The following is a 15,774-nucleotide window of genomic DNA, read 5'->3' as shown; positions in this document are numbered from 1 at the left end:
CCACCCTCGCGTGACACGCCGGTGCGAGCCCTTCCTAACATAGCCCACGATCCCGCCACCAACCAGTACCGCGGAATCACGCCCGCACCCTGCCCATAGCGCTGATCGGCAGACTTAATTGAAGGCCGCGTGAGAGTTTCGTGATCTTTGTCGGCCAGAGTGGGACTGAAGGAAACCGCCACCGACAGGACTTCCGATGCTACCCACCAGCCTCCACCCCAATATGGTAGCCGCCATCCCGCCCCGGGCCGGGATCGGCTTGCGCGCCCCGCACTATCGCCAGGTCCTGGCGGAAACGCCCGCGACAGGGTGGTTCGAAGTCCATAGTGAAAACTACTTCGGTGATGGCGGTCAGCCCCTGCACTACCTCGCGCAGGTGCGGGCCTCTTACCCGCTGAGCCTGCACGGCGTCGGCCTGTGCCTGGGCGCTACGGACCGCCCGGATCGCGCACACCTGCAGCGGTTGGCTGCCCTGATCCGGCGCTCCCAGCCAGGGCTGGTATCCGAACATCTGAGCTGGGGCCGCATTGGAGACCGCTACCTCAACGACCTGCTGCCGCTGCCCTACACGGAGGAATCGCTCGCCGTCGTGTGCGAACACGTGGAGGAAGTACAGGACTACCTGCAACAGCAGTTGCTGGTGGAGAACATCACCAGCTATCTCCGGTTCAGCCACTCGACGGTTGCCGAGCCCGAGTTCATCGCGGCGCTGGTGGCGCGAACCGGTTGCAGCATCCTCCTTGACGTCAATAACATCTACGTCAACGCGGTCAACCACGGCACCGATGCATCGGGCTATATCGATGCGATCCCCGTGGGCGCGGTGAACGAAATCCACCTGGCTGGCTTTGACCACAGCGGCGGCATGCTGATCGACACCCACGGCCAGCGCGTGGCAGAGCCGGTATGGAGCCTGTATCGACATGCGCTCGCCCGCTTTGGCCCGGTTCCCACCCTGATCGAGTGGGATACCGACATTCCCCCGCTCGAGGTACTGCTCGACGAAGCCCGCAGGGCAGACCAGATGCTGGAGACCGACGATGCCTTCATTGCATGAGATCCAGTGTCGCTTTGCCCGGGCGGTGCTCGAGCAGGACCCGGCTGCACTGTCCGACCACATCGTCGGCGGCGCCATGGACGCGCAGCGGAGCCTGGGCATTTACGCCGGCAACGTGCGCCACAACTTGTGCGAGGCCCTGCGCGCCGTATTCCCCGTGATCGTGCGCCTGGTGGGCGAGCCGTTCTTCGATGCCACGGCGGGCCGGTATATCCGAGCCTGCCCATCCACCAGCGGCGACATCCAGCGCTTCGGCAAGAACTTTCCGGACTTCCTCGCGCAATTCGGACCGGCAGCGGGCTTGCGCTACCTGCCCGATGTGGCAAGGCTCGAATGGCTGACGCATGAGGTTTTCCATGCGGCAGACGCCGAGCCGCTCGCGCTGAAGCGCCTGGGCGCGCTCGCCGAGGCCGATGCCGCATGCCTGCGCCTGACGCTGAATCCGGCCTGCCGGTTACTCGCGTCCCCATTTCCGGTGCTGCATATCTGGCAGGCGAACCAGCCAGATCATGCGGACGCTATCGAGATCGACGCCGACAGCGGCGGCGACTGGCTGCTGGTCAGGCGCAGCGGCTTTGTGGTCGAAGTGCAGTCCCTGGATGTCGGGGAATACGCCATGCTTGACGCACTGGATGGCGGTGCCGCGCTCGAGCCGGCATACCAGCGGGCGCTGCAAACTGCGCCCGCCTTCGCACTGGGCGGCTTTATCCAGCGACGTATCCTGGACGCGACGATCATTGATTTCGACGCCTGCGCCGCCGGCCTTATCCCCGCGCCAGGTCGATCGTAAAGGCAGTGCCCTTGCCGAGCGCGCTGCGCACACGGATCTCGCCGCCGTGCAACTGCACGATGCGCCGGCTGATGGCCAGCCCGAGACCGACGTTGCTGCCATTGTCAGACGCCATGCGATCCACCCGGTAGTAACGGTCGAACACACCCTGCACCCGGCTCGCGTCTATGCCCTGGCCGGTATCGCGCACGGTCAGTTCGACGCGCTCCCCGGCGGCCTGGACGTCGACGCTGATTTCTCCGCCGGCAGGCGTATAGCGCATGGCGTTCTCGATCAGGTTCTCCAGCACCCGCTCGATCATGCCGATATCGGCGCTCACCGGCGGACAACCGGGACCTGACGTCGCCAGCAGGGCCAGCCCGCGCTTGTTTGCCGCCAGGGCGAACTTCTGGACCACGTCCTGCGCCAGTTCCGACAACGGGAAGCTCTCCAGCCGCGGCTGGACCTCCCGCGCTTCGAGCTTGGTCAGGTCAAACAGGTCCTGCACCAGCTTGCCGAGCCGTTCGCAATGCCTGGTCGCCACCTGCAGGTAGCGATTGCGGTCCTCGGGCGTCATCTCTTCGGCCTTCAGCAGCAGCATTTCCAGGTAACCCTGCATCGATGCGAGCGGCGTACGCAGGTCGTGGGAGACATTGGCAAGCAGCTCGCGCCGTTGCTGGTCCACCTGTGACAGCTGGGCGAGCTGCGTGACGATCCGCTCGGACATCTCCTCGAACGCCGTGCTGAGCTTCTGGATCTCGTCGTCCGCACGGCCGTCTTGCGCCAGTCTCACCGGCGTGGAAAAACCGCCCGCCCGGAATGCCTCGATGGCCTCCGACAGCACGCGCAGCCGCACCGTCAACAGCCGAAACACGATCAGCGCCGCCACCAGGCTGAAGGCCACCGTACCGATAATGAGATCGGTCGCCAGTTCGATCAGGCGCTGCGTCTCGATCATCTTCTGGGAGGCCAGGATCATCAGCGCGCCAATGGTAATGAACACCGCCATCAGCACCACCGCCAGCCTGCCGTAAAGGGTGCGGAACATGGAATCCCCTTTCCCTTCCCCTATTGCGCCCTATTACGTATTGCAGAACTTGTAGCCCACGCCCCAGACGGTCTGGATGTACTCTGGCTCGTTGGGGTCGAGTTCGATCTTGGCGCGCAGCCGGTTGATATGCGAACTTACCGTGTGCTCGTAGCCACTGTGGCTATAGCCCCAGACCTGGTCCAGCAACTGGGCGCGGCTGAAGACGCGCCCCGGATTGCTGGCAAAGTAGAGCAGCAGCTGGAATTCCTTGGCGGTGAGGCAGATCGGCGTGCCGCGCACGCTCACTTCACGCTTGTCGATATCGATGTGCAGGCCCTTGACCTGCACCGTCCTGCGGCCATCCGCTGGCGGGTTGGCCAGGGTGTCGACCAGCCGGAAGATCGCCTTGACCCGCGCAGTCAGCTCCAGCACGCTGAACGGCTTGGTCAGGTAGTCGTCGGCGCCCATCTCCAGTCCCAGCACCCGGTCCAGTTCGGTGGAGCGTGCGGTGAGCATCAGGATAGGCGTATAGCGCGGCTCCGCGCGCAGGCGCCGGCAGATCTCCAGCCCGTCGGCGCCCGGCAGCATCAGGTCCAGGATGACCAGGTCATAGGGACGGCTCAGCGCCTCTTCCAGTCCCGCCCTGCCATGGTTGATCACCTTCACGTCGCAAGACAGGCCACTCACCTGCAGCCGTACCAGTTCGGCGATATCTGCGTCGTCCTCGATCACCAGAACCTGGCGCGACATGGTTTCACCTCATCGTTGAAGCATGCGGGATGTCGGCAACACCGTCCTTGCCGCCCGGTTTGCGGCCGGGCAGTCACTGAACCATTCTAGAACGCATTTCGTGGATGGAAAGCCATCCGCCGGCGTGGCTGACGTCCCGGCCCGTCACGACCCGCGCCCTCGTGAAGAAAATTTGAAATTTGAGCGAAACCAGCGTGAACTCGCCTTTCCATACTGCAATCCAGAGACAGGTATCCCTCCTGTCCTGAACCCAAATGGAGTGTGCATCATGAATAGCGATCAAATCATCCGCGGCGCGATTGCAGGCATGCTGGCGCTTGGCATTGCCGGCGCCGCCTCCCAGGCCATGGCAGCGCCAGGCGACAACGAAAAATGTGCGGGCATCGCCAAGGCCGGCAAGAACGACTGCGGCACCAGCAAAAGTTCCTGCGCTGCCACGGCCAAGGTTGACCGCGACGTGGAAGCCTGGATCCTGGTGCCCAAGGGCACATGCGAAAAGATCGCGGGGGGGCGGCTGCAGATGTCCGAGTTCGCCAAGCCAGGTGGCAAGAGCGGCGAACTCAGCCCGGCCGCCAAGGCGGCCCACCCGGCCTGAGCGGCACCCGAGCCTGCAGCGGAAAGCCGTGACACGTAACCGCGTCACGGCTGCCCAGCGCACCCCAAGTCCTTGACCGCTTCGCGAGGTAGCCCAAATGAAATGCACCACCCCTCTGTCGTCCGCGCCGCTGGATGTGGCCGGCGCAAAGCCTTCGCGCATCATCGCCGCTGGGCAGGCGGCGATCAGCCTGCTGGAAATGCTGGCTCCCGCGCTCGATCTCGGCATTCGTGTCTTGATCGGCCTGGTGTTCTTCCAGTCCGGGCTGACCAAGCTCGCCAGCTGGTCCACCACGCTAGCGCTGTTTGAAAGCGAGTACGCCGTGCCGCTGTTGAGTCCGACCCTGGCCGCCTATCTCGGTACCGCCGCGGAGCTGTGCCTGCCGGTGCTGCTCGTGCTCGGGCTCGGTACGCGGGCAGCCGCGCTGGCCTTGTTCGTCTTCAACATCGTCGCGGTGATCTCGTATCCGGGATTGGGCGAAGTTGGCCTGAGGGACCACCAGTACTGGGGGCTCCTGCTGCTGGTCACGATGCTGCACGGCCCCGGCCGGCTGTCGCTGGACCACCTGATCGACCGCTTCCTGCTGCGCGGCAGGGGCAGCCACTAGCTCGAAAGCCCCGGGGCGCCATGCCAGGGCGAAAGGAACCGTCATGCTTGCAGAGAACAACATCGTCATCATCGGTGGTGGATTCGCCGGCACCACGCTGGCCCAGGCGCTGGAGAAGCTGCTGCCGACGCCTCACCGGCTGATCCTCGTCAGCGACGAAAGCTACACCACCTTCAACCCGATGCTGGCCGAGGTGGTGGGTGCCTCGGTCTTCCCTGAACACGTAATCGTGCCGATCCGCCAGATGCTCAGGCGCACCCAGTTCATCATGGGCACCGTGCAGGACGTCAACTACGCCCAGGGCAAGCTATCCTGCACGACCCTGGCGGGCCTGCGCGAGATTCCCTTCGACCATCTGGTGTTTGCCTTCGGCACCCGCGCGAATCTCGACCTGGTGCCAGGTATGGCCGAGCACGCCCTGCCCCTGAAGCTGGTGGGTGACGCCCTGTTTATCCGCAACCGCGTGCTGCGCCAGCTGGCCCGCATGGAACTGGAGTCGGACCCGGTCCTGCGCCGCCTGCTGGGCCATTTCATCGTGGTCGGCGGGGGCTTTTCGGGCGTGGAGGTTGCCGGGGAACTCGCCGACTATCTTTGCAGCATCGGGCGCTTCTACCCGCGCGTGCAGCGCGAAGAGCTGGCGGTGACGCTGCTCCATGACACCGGGCAACTGCTTCCCGAGTTGCCCGCCTCGCTTGGCATGGCCGCGGCACGCCATATGGCCGCGCGCGGCATCCGGCTCAGGCTCGGCACCCGGGCCGTCCGCTTCGAAGCCGACACGGTGGTGCTGGCTGACGGCGAAATGATCGAAGGTGCAACGGTGGTCTGCACCGTCGGCACCAAACCGAATCCGCTGGTCGCCACCCTGGAGCGCAATCTCGCACTAGCCACCCGGCGCGGACGCATCGAGACCAACCCGGATATGTCGGTGCGCGACATGCCCGGACTGTGGGCCATCGGCGATTGCGCACAGGTGGCCAACGCCGCCACCGATGAGGATTCGCTGCCAACCGCGCAGTTCGCCGTGGCTCAGGCGCGCCAGCTTGCCCATAACCTCGCCGGCCACCTGGAACAGCGTGAGAGCAAGCCGTTCTCGTACCAGAGCAAGGGCGCGATGGCCAGCATCGGGCATATGAAGGGCGTTGCTCAGGTCTATGGCTTCAGCTTCTCGGGCTTGCCGGCCTGGCTGGCCTGGCGTGCGCTGTACCTGATGCGCATGCCGACGCTCGGGCGCAAGCTGCGCCTCTGGGCGGAATGGACGTTGTCCATGTTCTTCCCGACTGACATCACCCACCTGCGCTTTACACGCACCAGCGAGGCAGACGAATCGCCACCCGATGCGCTGCCACCCCACCGCCCACAAGCGCCGGGTGCATCGGCAACCCGCATTGCAACGCATGACTTTTCCGGGATACCGCGGGCGCCCTACGCCACCCCCGCCGCCCCCACGCGAACTGGAGATCAACATGCTTGAAGGAAAATCCGCCATCATCACCGGCTCCAGCAGCGGTGTCGGGCTTGGCATTGCGCGCGCCTGCCGCCCAAGGCGCCGATGTACTGCTGAACGGCTTCGGCGATGCCGATCAGATTGAAGCCACGCGTGCGGGGCTGGAGCAGGAGTACGGCGTGCGCGTGCGCTATTCGCCCGCGGATATGAGGCAGCCCGGCCAGGTGCGCGAAATGGCCAAATTCGCTGCAGCGGAGTTCGGCAAGGTCGACGTCATCGTGAATAACGCCGGCATCCAGCATGTCGCCCCGACCGAAGAGATGCCGGACGACAAGTGGGATGCGATCGTTGCCATCAACCTGTCCTTAGCGTTCCACGTGATCAAGGCTGTGCTGCCCGGCATGAAGGCCAGGCTCTGGGGCCGCATCATCAATATCGCCTCGGCCCATGGCCTGGTGGCTTCGCCGTTCAAGGCGCCCATCGCGCCGGCGCTGGTGGCGCTGACGCCCTCGATTGCAAGCCGGCCGTCTTCGAGCAGGCGGTCCAGCACGCCCCAGGCAAAGGCACCATGGGCACCCCCGCCTTGCAACGCCAGCGTGATCGGCTTCACGGCTTGGCCGGTTTCTCCGGCATCTCGCATTCCAGGATCGGTCGACATGGCTCGCCCTCAGTGCTGGGTCCAACCGCCCGGCAATCATCTATATCGTCTCCGGCGAGATCGTGGAATATGCGAGCAACTGCGCGGTGCCGATCGTACACCGCGCCGGCGACGTGACCGCGGAGAGGAACGGGACTTCCCACTGGTGGAAGAATGAAGGCGGCAGCCCCGCAGTCTTGCTGTCGTCCGATCTCTTCCCGGTCGAAATGAAGATGGACCCGCATACTATGTGAACAGGTGTGGGGACGGCTACCTGCGCATGCCCGAGGATGAAGCGCCCATGAAACTCATGCTGCTGAGTCTGTCCTTTGCCGGCGCCCTGATTTGCGCCGCCGTGATGGGATTCGCCATCCAGCGCGGCGCAACCTGCGCGGTCGCCGCGGTCAGCGAGATCACGTCATCGCGCAATTGCTCGCGCCTCCTTGCCATGGCAGAAGCGTCGCTGTACGTGTGTGGCGGACTGCTGATCGCGCAGCGGTTGCATCTGCTTCCCATCATGCCGTCCGGCTATCCGGTCGATGGCCTGACTGTCCTGGGAGGCGCCCTGCTCGGGCTGGGCGCCTTCATCAACGGCGCGTGCGTATTCGGCGCCGTCGCCAGGCTGGGCAGCGGGCAATGGGCGTACGCCGCCACGCCCCTCGGATATTACGTGGGCTGCGTGGGGCTGCTTGCGCTGTGGCCGCAAGCGGAGCGCCCGGTGCTCGCGACCGCCTCGCCGGTATGGAGTGCTGCGCCGCTGCTGACACCGCTTTTCCTTCTGTTCGTCGGGTGGCGGCTGCTCCGTCTGTGGCAGCGGGCGCGACGTCATTGCGCTCCTGCAACCCTGGTGCAAACGTGGCATGCACGCGTTGGCGCCCGGATCTGGTCACCGCACCACGCCACCACGGTGGTCGGTCTCACCTTCTTGCTGCTCCTGTTGCTGGCAGGCGCGTGGTCATACACCGAGGTGCTGGCCGAACTGGCACGTGGCAGCGCTGCCATGCTGCCGGCACGGGCCTTGCTGTCGCTGGGGCTGCTCGCTGGTGCCATCCTCGGCGGGATAAGCGCTGGCCGCCGCGAAGGTCCCGCGACTTCCAGTGCGCAGTGTCTCCGCTGCTTCACGGGCGGTGCCATCATGGGCTGGGGCAGCATGCTGATTCCGGGCGGCAACGATGGACTGCTGCTGGTCGGCATGCCCCTGCTGTGGCCGTATGCATGGGTCGCATTCGGCACGATGTGCGTCACCATCGCGCTCGCGCAATGGCTTCGGCGTCGGCTTGGCCAGGCCGCTGCGACCCCGGGCGCCCCGCAATCCTAGGCAAGGCTAGCAGGACCAGTCGTGTTGCATTGCTGACAGTCTGAAGGAGTAAGCATGAGCCACCGTATCGGGAACGCGCTGGTGATCGCGACCGCGCTCACTGCCGTCGGGCTTGCGATCAGGCAGAACACGCATCTGCTGGCCAGTTCCCCGGCACACTTTGCCCTGGACCGTGAACGGTGCTTCGGCGTAGCCAGGGCAGGCAGGAACGACTGCGGCACCGCGCTGCACGCTTGCGCGGGCCGCGCCCGCCACGACGCCGCCGGCGATGAATGGCTGATGCTGCCCGCCGGCACCTGCGCCCGGATCGCGGGTGGCAGCCACAGGTCTGCCGCGCCCTGAGCGGTGGCTGCGGGACTGCGCGTTGAAAGAGGAAAGACAGACACTGTCGGCGCCGCACCGGCAGAAGTCGGAACGTATTGCGGCAAGCATGGCACGGAACATCGCTGCGGGGCTGGCAGCGAAGCTCGCCGCGTTGGACCTCTTCAGCCTGATCGCCTTGAGCCTGGCGTCGGGCAAGGTCCGGCGCCGGACTCTGAAGCTTCCTGTTGTTTCGAAGAGGCAAACCGGGGCCATCCAGAACACTCGGCCTGATTTCCGACCTACACCATGATGAGGCCGTTCCGCATGCCCTGCATGACGGCCTCGGTGCGGCTGCTTGCGCCGAGCTTGCCGAAAATGGCGGAGAGGTGGAACTTCACCGTGTTGTCCGAGATGTCGAGTTGGCGCGCGATCTCCTTGTTGCCAAGCCCTTCGGCGAGCATGGTCAGCACTTCAATCTCGCGTGGGGTGAGCGCTTCGATCAGAGCCGCGGATGCCATCTGGCGAGGCGCCCTGCGCTGCGCCAGCAGCCTGGCGAGAATCTCCGGGGACAGCACGCAAAGTCCCGCAGCCACTGCTTCGATCGCGGCGATGATTTCGCCGGGCGTCGCGCCGCGCGGCAGCAGTGCCATTGCGCTGCCTCCCAGCGCCTCATGGATCCAGTCGGTGTCCGCCTCGTCGGTGAGCAGGACCTGCGCCGGCGTTGCGGGATCGCGGTCCGCCTCCGGCACCGGCAAGTCGCCGGCCTGCGGTTCCAGTTCGACCACGACCACATCCGGCACGTCGCCGGCAAAGCGGTCGGCGATCGCTGCGGCGTCGGCCGCGCTGCCTGCGAAATCCAGCGCCGGCGCCGCCTCGACAAGCGCCTGCAGACTTGCGCGCGCCTGCGGCGAGGCGGCGACGACGGCGACCCTGACCGGGCTCATCTGTGTCATCTTAGCCTCCGACATGCGACGGCTGGCAAGGATTTCAGCCGCACGAATTCCGTTGCTGCCGTTCGCCCACCGTGACCGAGCACTCGCTGCGCTCGCCACCCCGGACCAGCCCGATCTTCAGCAACTGTCCGATACGGTCGCCGCCAAGCGCGGCATGCACGTCGTCCATGTCGCGGCATGGCTTGCCATTCAGTTCGACCAGCACATCCCCGATCAGTACCCCGGCTTCCTCCGCGGGCCCGCCCGCGGCAAGCGATACCACCAGCAGCCCGCGCTCGGAAGCCAGATTCAGCTTCGTCTTCCAGGTCTCCGACAGGTTCACCGGCTGCGTGCCCACGCCAAGGTAGCCGTGCGACACACGTCCTTTGCTTAGCAGTTCATCGCTCACGCGCGCCACGGTCATTGTCGGAATCAGCATGCCAGCGCCAGGGGCGAGCGCCGATGTGCACAGGCCCATGACCCGCCCCTGCATATCCGCCAGGGCCGCCCCGGAGAAACCGGGGCGCAGGCCGCCGTCCAGCCGCACGAAGGCGTCGAACTGCCCGCCTCGCCAGCTACGCCACGGACCGCCGGCAGTGCCAACGACGCCGAAATCCGCGCTGGTGCCGAGCCGGTCCACACGCGCCACCGCGAGCACCAGATGGCCTGCTTTGAGGGAGCGCGCATCACCCGTCTCGACCGGGTTCAGCTCCACGCCATCGAGCCTCAGTACGGCCAGGTCGGTGCCAAGGTCCCGCCCCGCGAGGACGGCCGCCACGGTACGGCCATCGTCCAAGGTGACTTCAATGCCGTCTTCGTGCCTGACCGTATGCGCCGCCGTGACCACCACGCCGGGTTGCCAGATTACTCCACTGGAGGGAAAGCGGTGCCGCCCGTGCACCGCGACGACACTCTGGCCGACGCGCTCGGCAATGGCCGCCAGGTTGGCGGAAAGATCCTGCAAGGGATTTCCGCTGGGGGTTGAGGGTTCCATTGTGATGACTCCTGCCATTTGCTACGTGAATCGACGCTTCGCGCGCCCGGCCAGCCTGAGGATGCCAGGCAGGCAAGCGGAGACGAGTGGCCTCACAATGACAGGCACGCGACTGCCGCGCACCACCCTAATGGGTAGCTGGCGTAGGGGCGGCTTGCGCGCGCAGAAAATGCTGCAATGCAATACGTTATCGCTGGAACACTGAAACCTGCTGCCTACAGGCCCTGGCTTCCTGCAGATGCCGGCGCAGGACGCGCTGCCTCCGAATTGTCTCGCCTACAATTACCCAGGCTGCACGATCTGACCCGCCACCCATGCATTGCTGCGCGGCAGCTATCGTGAATACACAGGCGGCCCGTTCAGTCGCGATTGCGGCAGACCAGCGGTGCACCATGGCCGGCACACGGTGGGTCACGGACGGCGGTGCGGCAAAGGAGCATGATCGATGCGCTCGCCAGCGAGGGACGCCACGCGCCTGAGACGCCTTGCGACCTGGGTCGTCGCCGTCATCGTCGCCCTGTTCGCCCTCGGGCGCGTCACCGGCCTCGTTGTTGACTGGCTGTGGTTTGCCTCGGTTGGCTACGCCGGGGTTTTCCGCACGATATTCTTCACCAAGACGCTTTTATTCCTTGCCGTATTCGCCGTTTCCGCAGGCGCGCTCTGGATATCGGGCTGGCTGGCGCACCGCTACGCGAGGCAGGCGCAGGTCCGGACGCCGGAGGTTCTGAGCGAACTGGTCGGCGAGATTGCGACGCCCCTCCCCTGGCGCGCCGCCATTGCCGGCGCCGCTGTCCTCGTGGGGCTGCTCATGGCCGTCGGTGAGCTGTCGAGCTGGGACATTGCGCTGCGCTATATCTATCAGGTGCCTTTCGGCAAGACCGATCCGATCTTTGGCAAGGACGTCGGTTTCTACTTCTTCTCGCTGCCGGCATATCTTGCACTCAGGAACTGGCTGCTCCTGCTGCTGTGCTGCAGCGCAGTGGTTGCCGGCGTGGTCTACGGGTTGCGCGGCGACATCGCGCTGATCCGGTCGCCGCGCGGGCTTTCACCGGCCGCCGCTACCCATGGTTCGGCATTGCTCGGTTTGTTCTTCGCGCTGCAGGCGTGGTCCTACTGGCTCGACCGTTTCATGCTGCTTTACGGCGACAACGGCGTCGTGGTCGGCGCGAGCTATACCGACGTCCATGTCGGGCTGCCGGTTCTGTGGCTGCAATTCGGCCTGACTGTGGTGCTTGCCGCCGCTTCATGGGCCAATATGCGCTGGCGGGACTATCGGGTGCCTGCGGCCTCGGCACTCCTGGTGGTCGGCAGCGCAATCATGCTCGGCACGATCTGGCCGGCACTGTTCCAGCGTTTCTATGTCAAGCCGAACGAGCTGCAGCTGGAGACGCCGTATCTGGAACACAATATTGCGCTGACGCGGGAGGCCTATGGCTTGACGCAGATCGAGGCAAAGCCGTTTCCGATTGAACAGAGCCTGAATCTCGCCTCGCTCCAGGCCAATCGCCCGACCATCGACAACATCCGCCTGTGGGACCTGCAGCCGCTGCGCGCTACCTATGCGCAGCTGCAGGAGATCAGGACCTATTACAAGTTCCTCGCGACGGACATCGACCGCTACCGGCTCGACGCAGGTTACCAGCAGGTCATGCTGTCGGCGCGGGAGCTGGAGCCGGCACTGATTCCGGCCAATGCCCAGACCTGGGTGAACCTGCATCTCTTGTTCACCCATGGCAATGGCATCGTGATGTCGCCGGTCACCGAGAAATCCGCCGAAGGCCTGCCCTCGCTCTATCTGCATGACATTCCCCCGCTCTCCAACGGCGGCCCGGTCATCCAGGAGCCGCGCCTCTACTTCGGTGAAGGCGGCAAAGGCTATGTCATCGTCAAAGGCAGCATGCCCGAGTTCGACTATCCCAAAGGCAAGGACAACGTCTATACGACCTACCGCGGGCGCGACGGCATCGAAATCGGCGGCATGGCGCGCCGGGCCCTGTTCGCCTGGCAGCTCGGCGATCCCAATATCCTGCTGAGCGGCTACATCACGCAGGAAAGCCGCATCCTGCTCCGTCGCAACATCCGGGACCGCGTGCGCACGATTGCCCCGTTCCTCAGCCTCGACCATGACCCCTATATTGTCGCGAGCGACGGGCGCCTTTATTGGATCCAGGACGCCTACACCACCAGCCGCTGGTTCCCTTATTCGCAGCCCAGCACAGGCGGCGGCGACAACTACATCCGCAACGCAGTCAAGGTCGTGATCGATGCGTACAACGGTACGGTCGACTTCTACATCAGCGACCCGGCCGATCCGATCCTGCAGGTGTACCAGCGCATCTTCCCGGGCATGTTCAGGCTGCTGGGAGCCATGCCGCAGGACCTGCAGCGGCATATCCGCTACCCTGAAGACCTTTTCCTGATCCAGGCGCAGATCTACCGCGCCTACCACATGGAAGCGGCGGAAGTCTTCTATAACCGCGAGGATCTCTGGGAGTTCCCACGCCAGCTGTCGGGCATGAACCCAGGGGACATGACCGGCGGGCGGATGATGCCCTACTACATGATCCTGCGGCTGCCGGCGGAACCTCGCGCCGAGTTCGTCCTCATGCTGCCGATGGTGCCCAGCCAGCGCGAGAACATGATCGCCTGGCTGGCGGCGCGCTCCGATCCTCCCAACTACGGCAAGCTCGTCGCCTACACTTTCCCCAAGGAAAAACTGGTCTACGGGCCGTTCCAGATCGAGGCGCGCATCCAGCAGAATACCGAGATCTCGCAGCAGATTTCCCTGTGGAACCAGATGGGCTCGCGCGTCATCCGCGGCCATCTGCAGGTCGTGCCCATCGAGAACTCCATCCTTTATGTCTCCCCGCTCTACCTGCGCGCGGAATCCGGCCAGTTGCCCGAACTCAAGCGGGTGATCGCCGCCTATGGCGATCGCGTGGTCATGGAAGAAACCCTGGACGCAGCCCTTGCGGCCCTCTTCAAGGAATCCGCCCCGGCGGCGATACCGACTCAGGGCGCAGCGGACGCCCGCGCCCGCGAGGCACTCGCGCACTATGATCGTGCCATCGAGCGCCTGAAGGCGGGGGACTGGCGCGGCTTCGGCGCGGAGCTCGATGCCTTGCGGCCGCTGCTTGAGGCACTCGGGGCCGGGGGTGCCGATGAGCGGAAGTGAGCGGCCTGTTTAAGGTCCGGCTGCCGCAGGCCAGCCGGAGGAGGTTCATCGGGCCAAGGTCGTCAATGGCCCGCATCTGCGCCGCATCCCGGACAAACAACGAGCCGGCGAACGCCAGGGCATTGAGCGGGATGGCTTCAAGAAGGTTGACCGGGATTCGCAAATATCTGAAGCTTCAGATATTTGCGAATCCCGGCCAATCCTCTCCTCGGGACTGGCCTCGGCGTCAAGATCCCAGCCCAGGTTTTCCTGTCGGCGCAACGCCGGGTAGGGGCAGCCATGCCACAGGTGTTGCCACTTGGCACCACGCAGCGCCACGATCAGTGCCGCGTTGTTTTCGGGCCGTCGCAGTGTGCCGGGCGACCCTCGAACAGGTGCTTCCTGTGAATGCCCAGGTAGGCTGGAGATAAGCACTCGCCGCCGCGGTCAGCGGCCATGCGTTGTATCCGTCAATGTCAAAGCAGGACTATGCGCGGCTCCGCATTCCGGGCACCACCGGCCGCGATGCACGAGGTTGGTAACGCGAGTGGTCTATTCGTGCCCAGCCGCGCAGGTGAAACGCAGGACCGACTTGGTATCGACGAAGTCGGAGGGCGCGGATAGGCAGCGCCCGCCTTTCGACTGGGCCAGCGCGACCATCTCGGCGAACGTGTGTATTGCCATCGCGTCTTTTCCTTGTCACCAGATCGACTTAACGTGCTTGTAGGCGCGAATCTTCTCGTCTTTCGTGACGAGGGGTGCGGCGAGCTTCCGAGCTGTAGCGACGATCATCCGATCTGCCGGGTCCTTGTGAAATTCCCCAGGCAGATCGACAGATTTAGTTGCGATATCGATATCGATTGGCAAGAAATGCACGGCCTCAATCTCCGCCACCGTGGCCAACCAGCTTCCGACGTCCATCGACAGGACAAGCTTTTCGCGCTCCACCAGCATGGCGATTTCCCAGGCGGAGATCGCCGAAACGATAATTTGCCCGCCTTCGAGTTCCCGATCGATGGCGGCCTTCGCCGTCTTGCTCAAGGTCTCGTCCTCGGCAACCCACCAAACGAGGGTATGCGTATCCAGGACAATCACCGAGCCGCCTCCCACTCCACGTCAACCGGCTCTGTCGGGTTGTCATAGCGGACAACCGTCCCCCGCAAGACGTCGAGCGGATTCCGGTCAGTGCTACGGAAGCGCCGCACCTCAAGTGCGGGCTTGCCGTGATCTGTCACGATCACGCTCTCGCCCGACGCCTCGACCTGCCGGAAGAACTCCAGCGCCTTCGCCTTAAACTCGGTTTTCGATACTTGATTTCTGTGCACAATATCCCCTAGTCATCAGCGATAGTCATTATGCTACTACAAATGACTATCTAAGCAAGTCATTTCGTTCGCAAGTAGGCCTCTGGCTACGGACTGTGCTTGAGGAGAAGCGAGACGACGAGGCTCCAGCGCAACTGGAGATACTGCGTTGTCTACAGCTCTGCACTTCAGATGTATCGGCACCGTCTCCAATGGCTTTAGCCCAAAGCGTCGCCCAGCACAACTGCCTCTCGCCGATCGTGCCGCGACACCTCCAGATGCGGCGCCACATGATCCAGCGCAGCATGCCCCAGCAGCAACTGAACCGTATCGAGCGACTGCCCTTGTGCCAGGAGCCGGCTTGCGAACGTTCGGCGCCCGGAGTGGCTGGCTGAAACTCCTACCGAGTCCAGCTGCGCGATAGAGAGGGTCGGCGGCGATTCGCGGGTATGTGAAGCTTCACATATCCGCGAATCCGCGGTCGATAGCCTCAGGCGTTTGCGCAACGACCGTGAGGCCTACGTCGCTCCAAAAGAAAATGCGCCTCATACCTCGAGGCGCTTTCGGGAGCCAGCCCTACTAGTGTGGCGGGCGTCGACTGGTGTGGATCGTGATTCGAGCCCTGACATGTTCGGCGGGCTGCGGGTATCGTCCGCGTTTGCCCCGATTAAGCCCGGCGATTTCTCACCAGCTCGCGCCCGGTGGCATGGTTCGGCTGGATCGTACATGCTCACTATGATCCGCCTGCCGCTGGCGCGACCAACCTCGCACTTTCCTGCGTCCCGGTGACGCAGGCCGGCCGCCTTCAGCGACTCAGTGCGGATAATCAGTATAGAGAATGCGGCGGCGCGCAGTATGGGCAATCCTGCACGCCCTTTAC

At 64.5% G+C, this 15,774-nt stretch carries 15 protein-coding genes and 3 pseudogenes; 9 read left to right on the top strand and 9 right to left on the bottom strand.

Features of this window, described 5'->3' with window-relative positions:
- Positions 1–196: 196 nt before the first annotated feature.
- The gene (bufB, locus tag AC10V3_RS37425; protein ID WP_349604964.1) at positions 197–1,057 is read left to right on the top strand and encodes an MNIO family bufferin maturase; all 861 of its coding nucleotides are present in this window, start codon (positions 197–199) and stop codon (positions 1,055–1,057) included.
- Complete coding sequence (locus tag AC10V3_RS37420; RefSeq protein WP_349604966.1) at positions 1,041–1,847, top strand: HvfC/BufC N-terminal domain-containing protein; 807 nt, start codon at positions 1,041–1,043, stop codon at positions 1,845–1,847. The genes bufB and AC10V3_RS37420 overlap by 17 nt, the downstream gene beginning before the upstream one ends.
- On the opposite strand, the gene AC10V3_RS37415 is transcribed toward AC10V3_RS37420, so the two are convergent.
- Positions 1,822–2,874, bottom strand: a complete 1,053-nt coding sequence (locus AC10V3_RS37415) for a sensor histidine kinase (protein ID WP_349604968.1) — start codon at positions 2,872–2,874, stop codon at positions 1,822–1,824. The genes AC10V3_RS37420 and AC10V3_RS37415 overlap by 26 nt on opposite strands.
- A 33-nt stretch (positions 2,875–2,907) precedes the next feature.
- Positions 2,908–3,606: a response regulator transcription factor gene (locus tag AC10V3_RS37410; protein ID WP_349604970.1), complete on the bottom strand. Its 699-nt coding sequence runs from the start codon at positions 3,604–3,606 to the stop codon at positions 2,908–2,910.
- 268 nt (positions 3,607–3,874) lie between these two features.
- Here AC10V3_RS37410 and AC10V3_RS37405 point away from each other — a divergent pair, with 268 nt between their 5' ends.
- From AC10V3_RS37405 to AC10V3_RS37390, 4 genes and pseudogenes are all read left to right on the top strand, one after another.
- Complete coding sequence (locus AC10V3_RS37405; RefSeq protein ID WP_349604971.1) at positions 3,875–4,201, top strand: BufA1 family periplasmic bufferin-type metallophore; 327 nt, start codon at positions 3,875–3,877, stop codon at positions 4,199–4,201.
- 199 nt (positions 4,202–4,400) lie between these two features.
- Positions 4,401–4,808: a DoxX family protein gene (locus AC10V3_RS37400; protein ID WP_490924679.1), complete on the top strand. Its 408-nt coding sequence runs from the start codon at positions 4,401–4,403 to the stop codon at positions 4,806–4,808.
- 43 nt (positions 4,809–4,851) lie between these two features.
- Positions 4,852–6,279, top strand: a complete 1,428-nt coding sequence (locus tag AC10V3_RS37395; protein WP_349604975.1) for an NAD(P)/FAD-dependent oxidoreductase — start codon at positions 4,852–4,854, stop codon at positions 6,277–6,279.
- Positions 6,280–6,314: 35 nt separating this feature from the next.
- Positions 6,315–6,683: pseudogene (locus tag AC10V3_RS37390) on the top strand (SDR family NAD(P)-dependent oxidoreductase); the annotation flags it as partial.
- 41 nt (positions 6,684–6,724) lie between these two features.
- Here AC10V3_RS37390 and AC10V3_RS37385 read toward each other — a convergent pair.
- A pseudogene (locus tag AC10V3_RS37385) lies at positions 6,725–6,885 on the bottom strand (patatin-like phospholipase family protein); the annotation flags it as partial.
- A gap of 305 nt (positions 6,886–7,190) precedes the next feature.
- On the opposite strand from AC10V3_RS37385, the gene AC10V3_RS37380 reads away from it, so the two are divergent.
- Together AC10V3_RS37380 and AC10V3_RS37375 are read left to right on the top strand one after the other, a co-directional pair.
- Complete coding sequence (locus tag AC10V3_RS37380; protein ID WP_490924651.1) at positions 7,191–8,207, top strand: YeeE/YedE thiosulfate transporter family protein; 1,017 nt, start codon at positions 7,191–7,193, stop codon at positions 8,205–8,207.
- A 54-nt stretch (positions 8,208–8,261) separates the two neighbouring features.
- Entirely contained in the window at positions 8,262–8,549 is a 288-nt protein-coding gene (locus AC10V3_RS37375) for a BufA1 family periplasmic bufferin-type metallophore (RefSeq protein WP_349604977.1), read from the top strand.
- Between the two features lie 260 nt (positions 8,550–8,809).
- Here the strand turns inward: AC10V3_RS37375 and AC10V3_RS37370 are convergent, their stop codons facing one another.
- Positions 8,810–9,454 (bottom strand): helix-turn-helix transcriptional regulator, encoded by a 645-nt coding sequence (locus tag AC10V3_RS37370; protein WP_349605007.1) that lies wholly within the window; start codon positions 9,452–9,454, stop codon positions 8,810–8,812.
- A 43-nt stretch (positions 9,455–9,497) separates the two neighbouring features.
- On the bottom strand, positions 9,498–10,436 hold the full coding sequence (locus AC10V3_RS37365; protein ID WP_349604978.1) for a S1C family serine protease: 939 nt from the start codon (positions 10,434–10,436) through the stop codon (positions 9,498–9,500).
- A 445-nt stretch (positions 10,437–10,881) separates the two neighbouring features.
- On the opposite strand from AC10V3_RS37365, the gene AC10V3_RS37360 reads away from it, so the two are divergent.
- The gene (locus AC10V3_RS37360; RefSeq protein WP_490924650.1) at positions 10,882–13,611 is read left to right on the top strand and encodes a UPF0182 family membrane protein; all 2,730 of its coding nucleotides are present in this window, start codon (positions 10,882–10,884) and stop codon (positions 13,609–13,611) included.
- 28 nt (positions 13,612–13,639) lie between these two features.
- Here the strand turns inward: AC10V3_RS37360 and AC10V3_RS37355 are convergent.
- The 4 genes and pseudogenes from AC10V3_RS37355 to AC10V3_RS37340 form a co-directional block, all read right to left on the bottom strand.
- Positions 13,640–13,750 (bottom strand): annotated as a pseudogene (locus AC10V3_RS37355) (phosphorylase); the annotation flags it as partial.
- Positions 13,751–14,142: 392 nt separating this feature from the next.
- Positions 14,143–14,274, bottom strand: coding sequence for a hypothetical protein (locus tag AC10V3_RS37350; RefSeq protein WP_349604980.1), 132 nt, complete (start codon positions 14,272–14,274; stop codon positions 14,143–14,145).
- A 15-nt stretch (positions 14,275–14,289) separates the two neighbouring features.
- Positions 14,290–14,685: a type II toxin-antitoxin system VapC family toxin gene (locus tag AC10V3_RS37345; RefSeq protein ID WP_454753721.1), complete on the bottom strand. Its 396-nt coding sequence runs from the start codon at positions 14,683–14,685 to the stop codon at positions 14,290–14,292.
- A complete protein-coding gene (locus tag AC10V3_RS37340) occupies positions 14,682–14,918 on the bottom strand; it encodes a type II toxin-antitoxin system Phd/YefM family antitoxin (protein ID WP_374063820.1) in 237 nt (78 codons plus the stop codon). Before AC10V3_RS37340 ends, AC10V3_RS37345 begins: the two co-directional genes overlap by 4 nt.
- Between the last annotated feature and the right edge of the window lie 856 nt (positions 14,919–15,774).

It is taken from the genome of Cupriavidus sp. PB-02, assembly GCF_058252315.1.
Note: the sequence above shows the minus strand (reverse complement) of the source record. Positions and strands in the feature narration are given on the sequence as shown.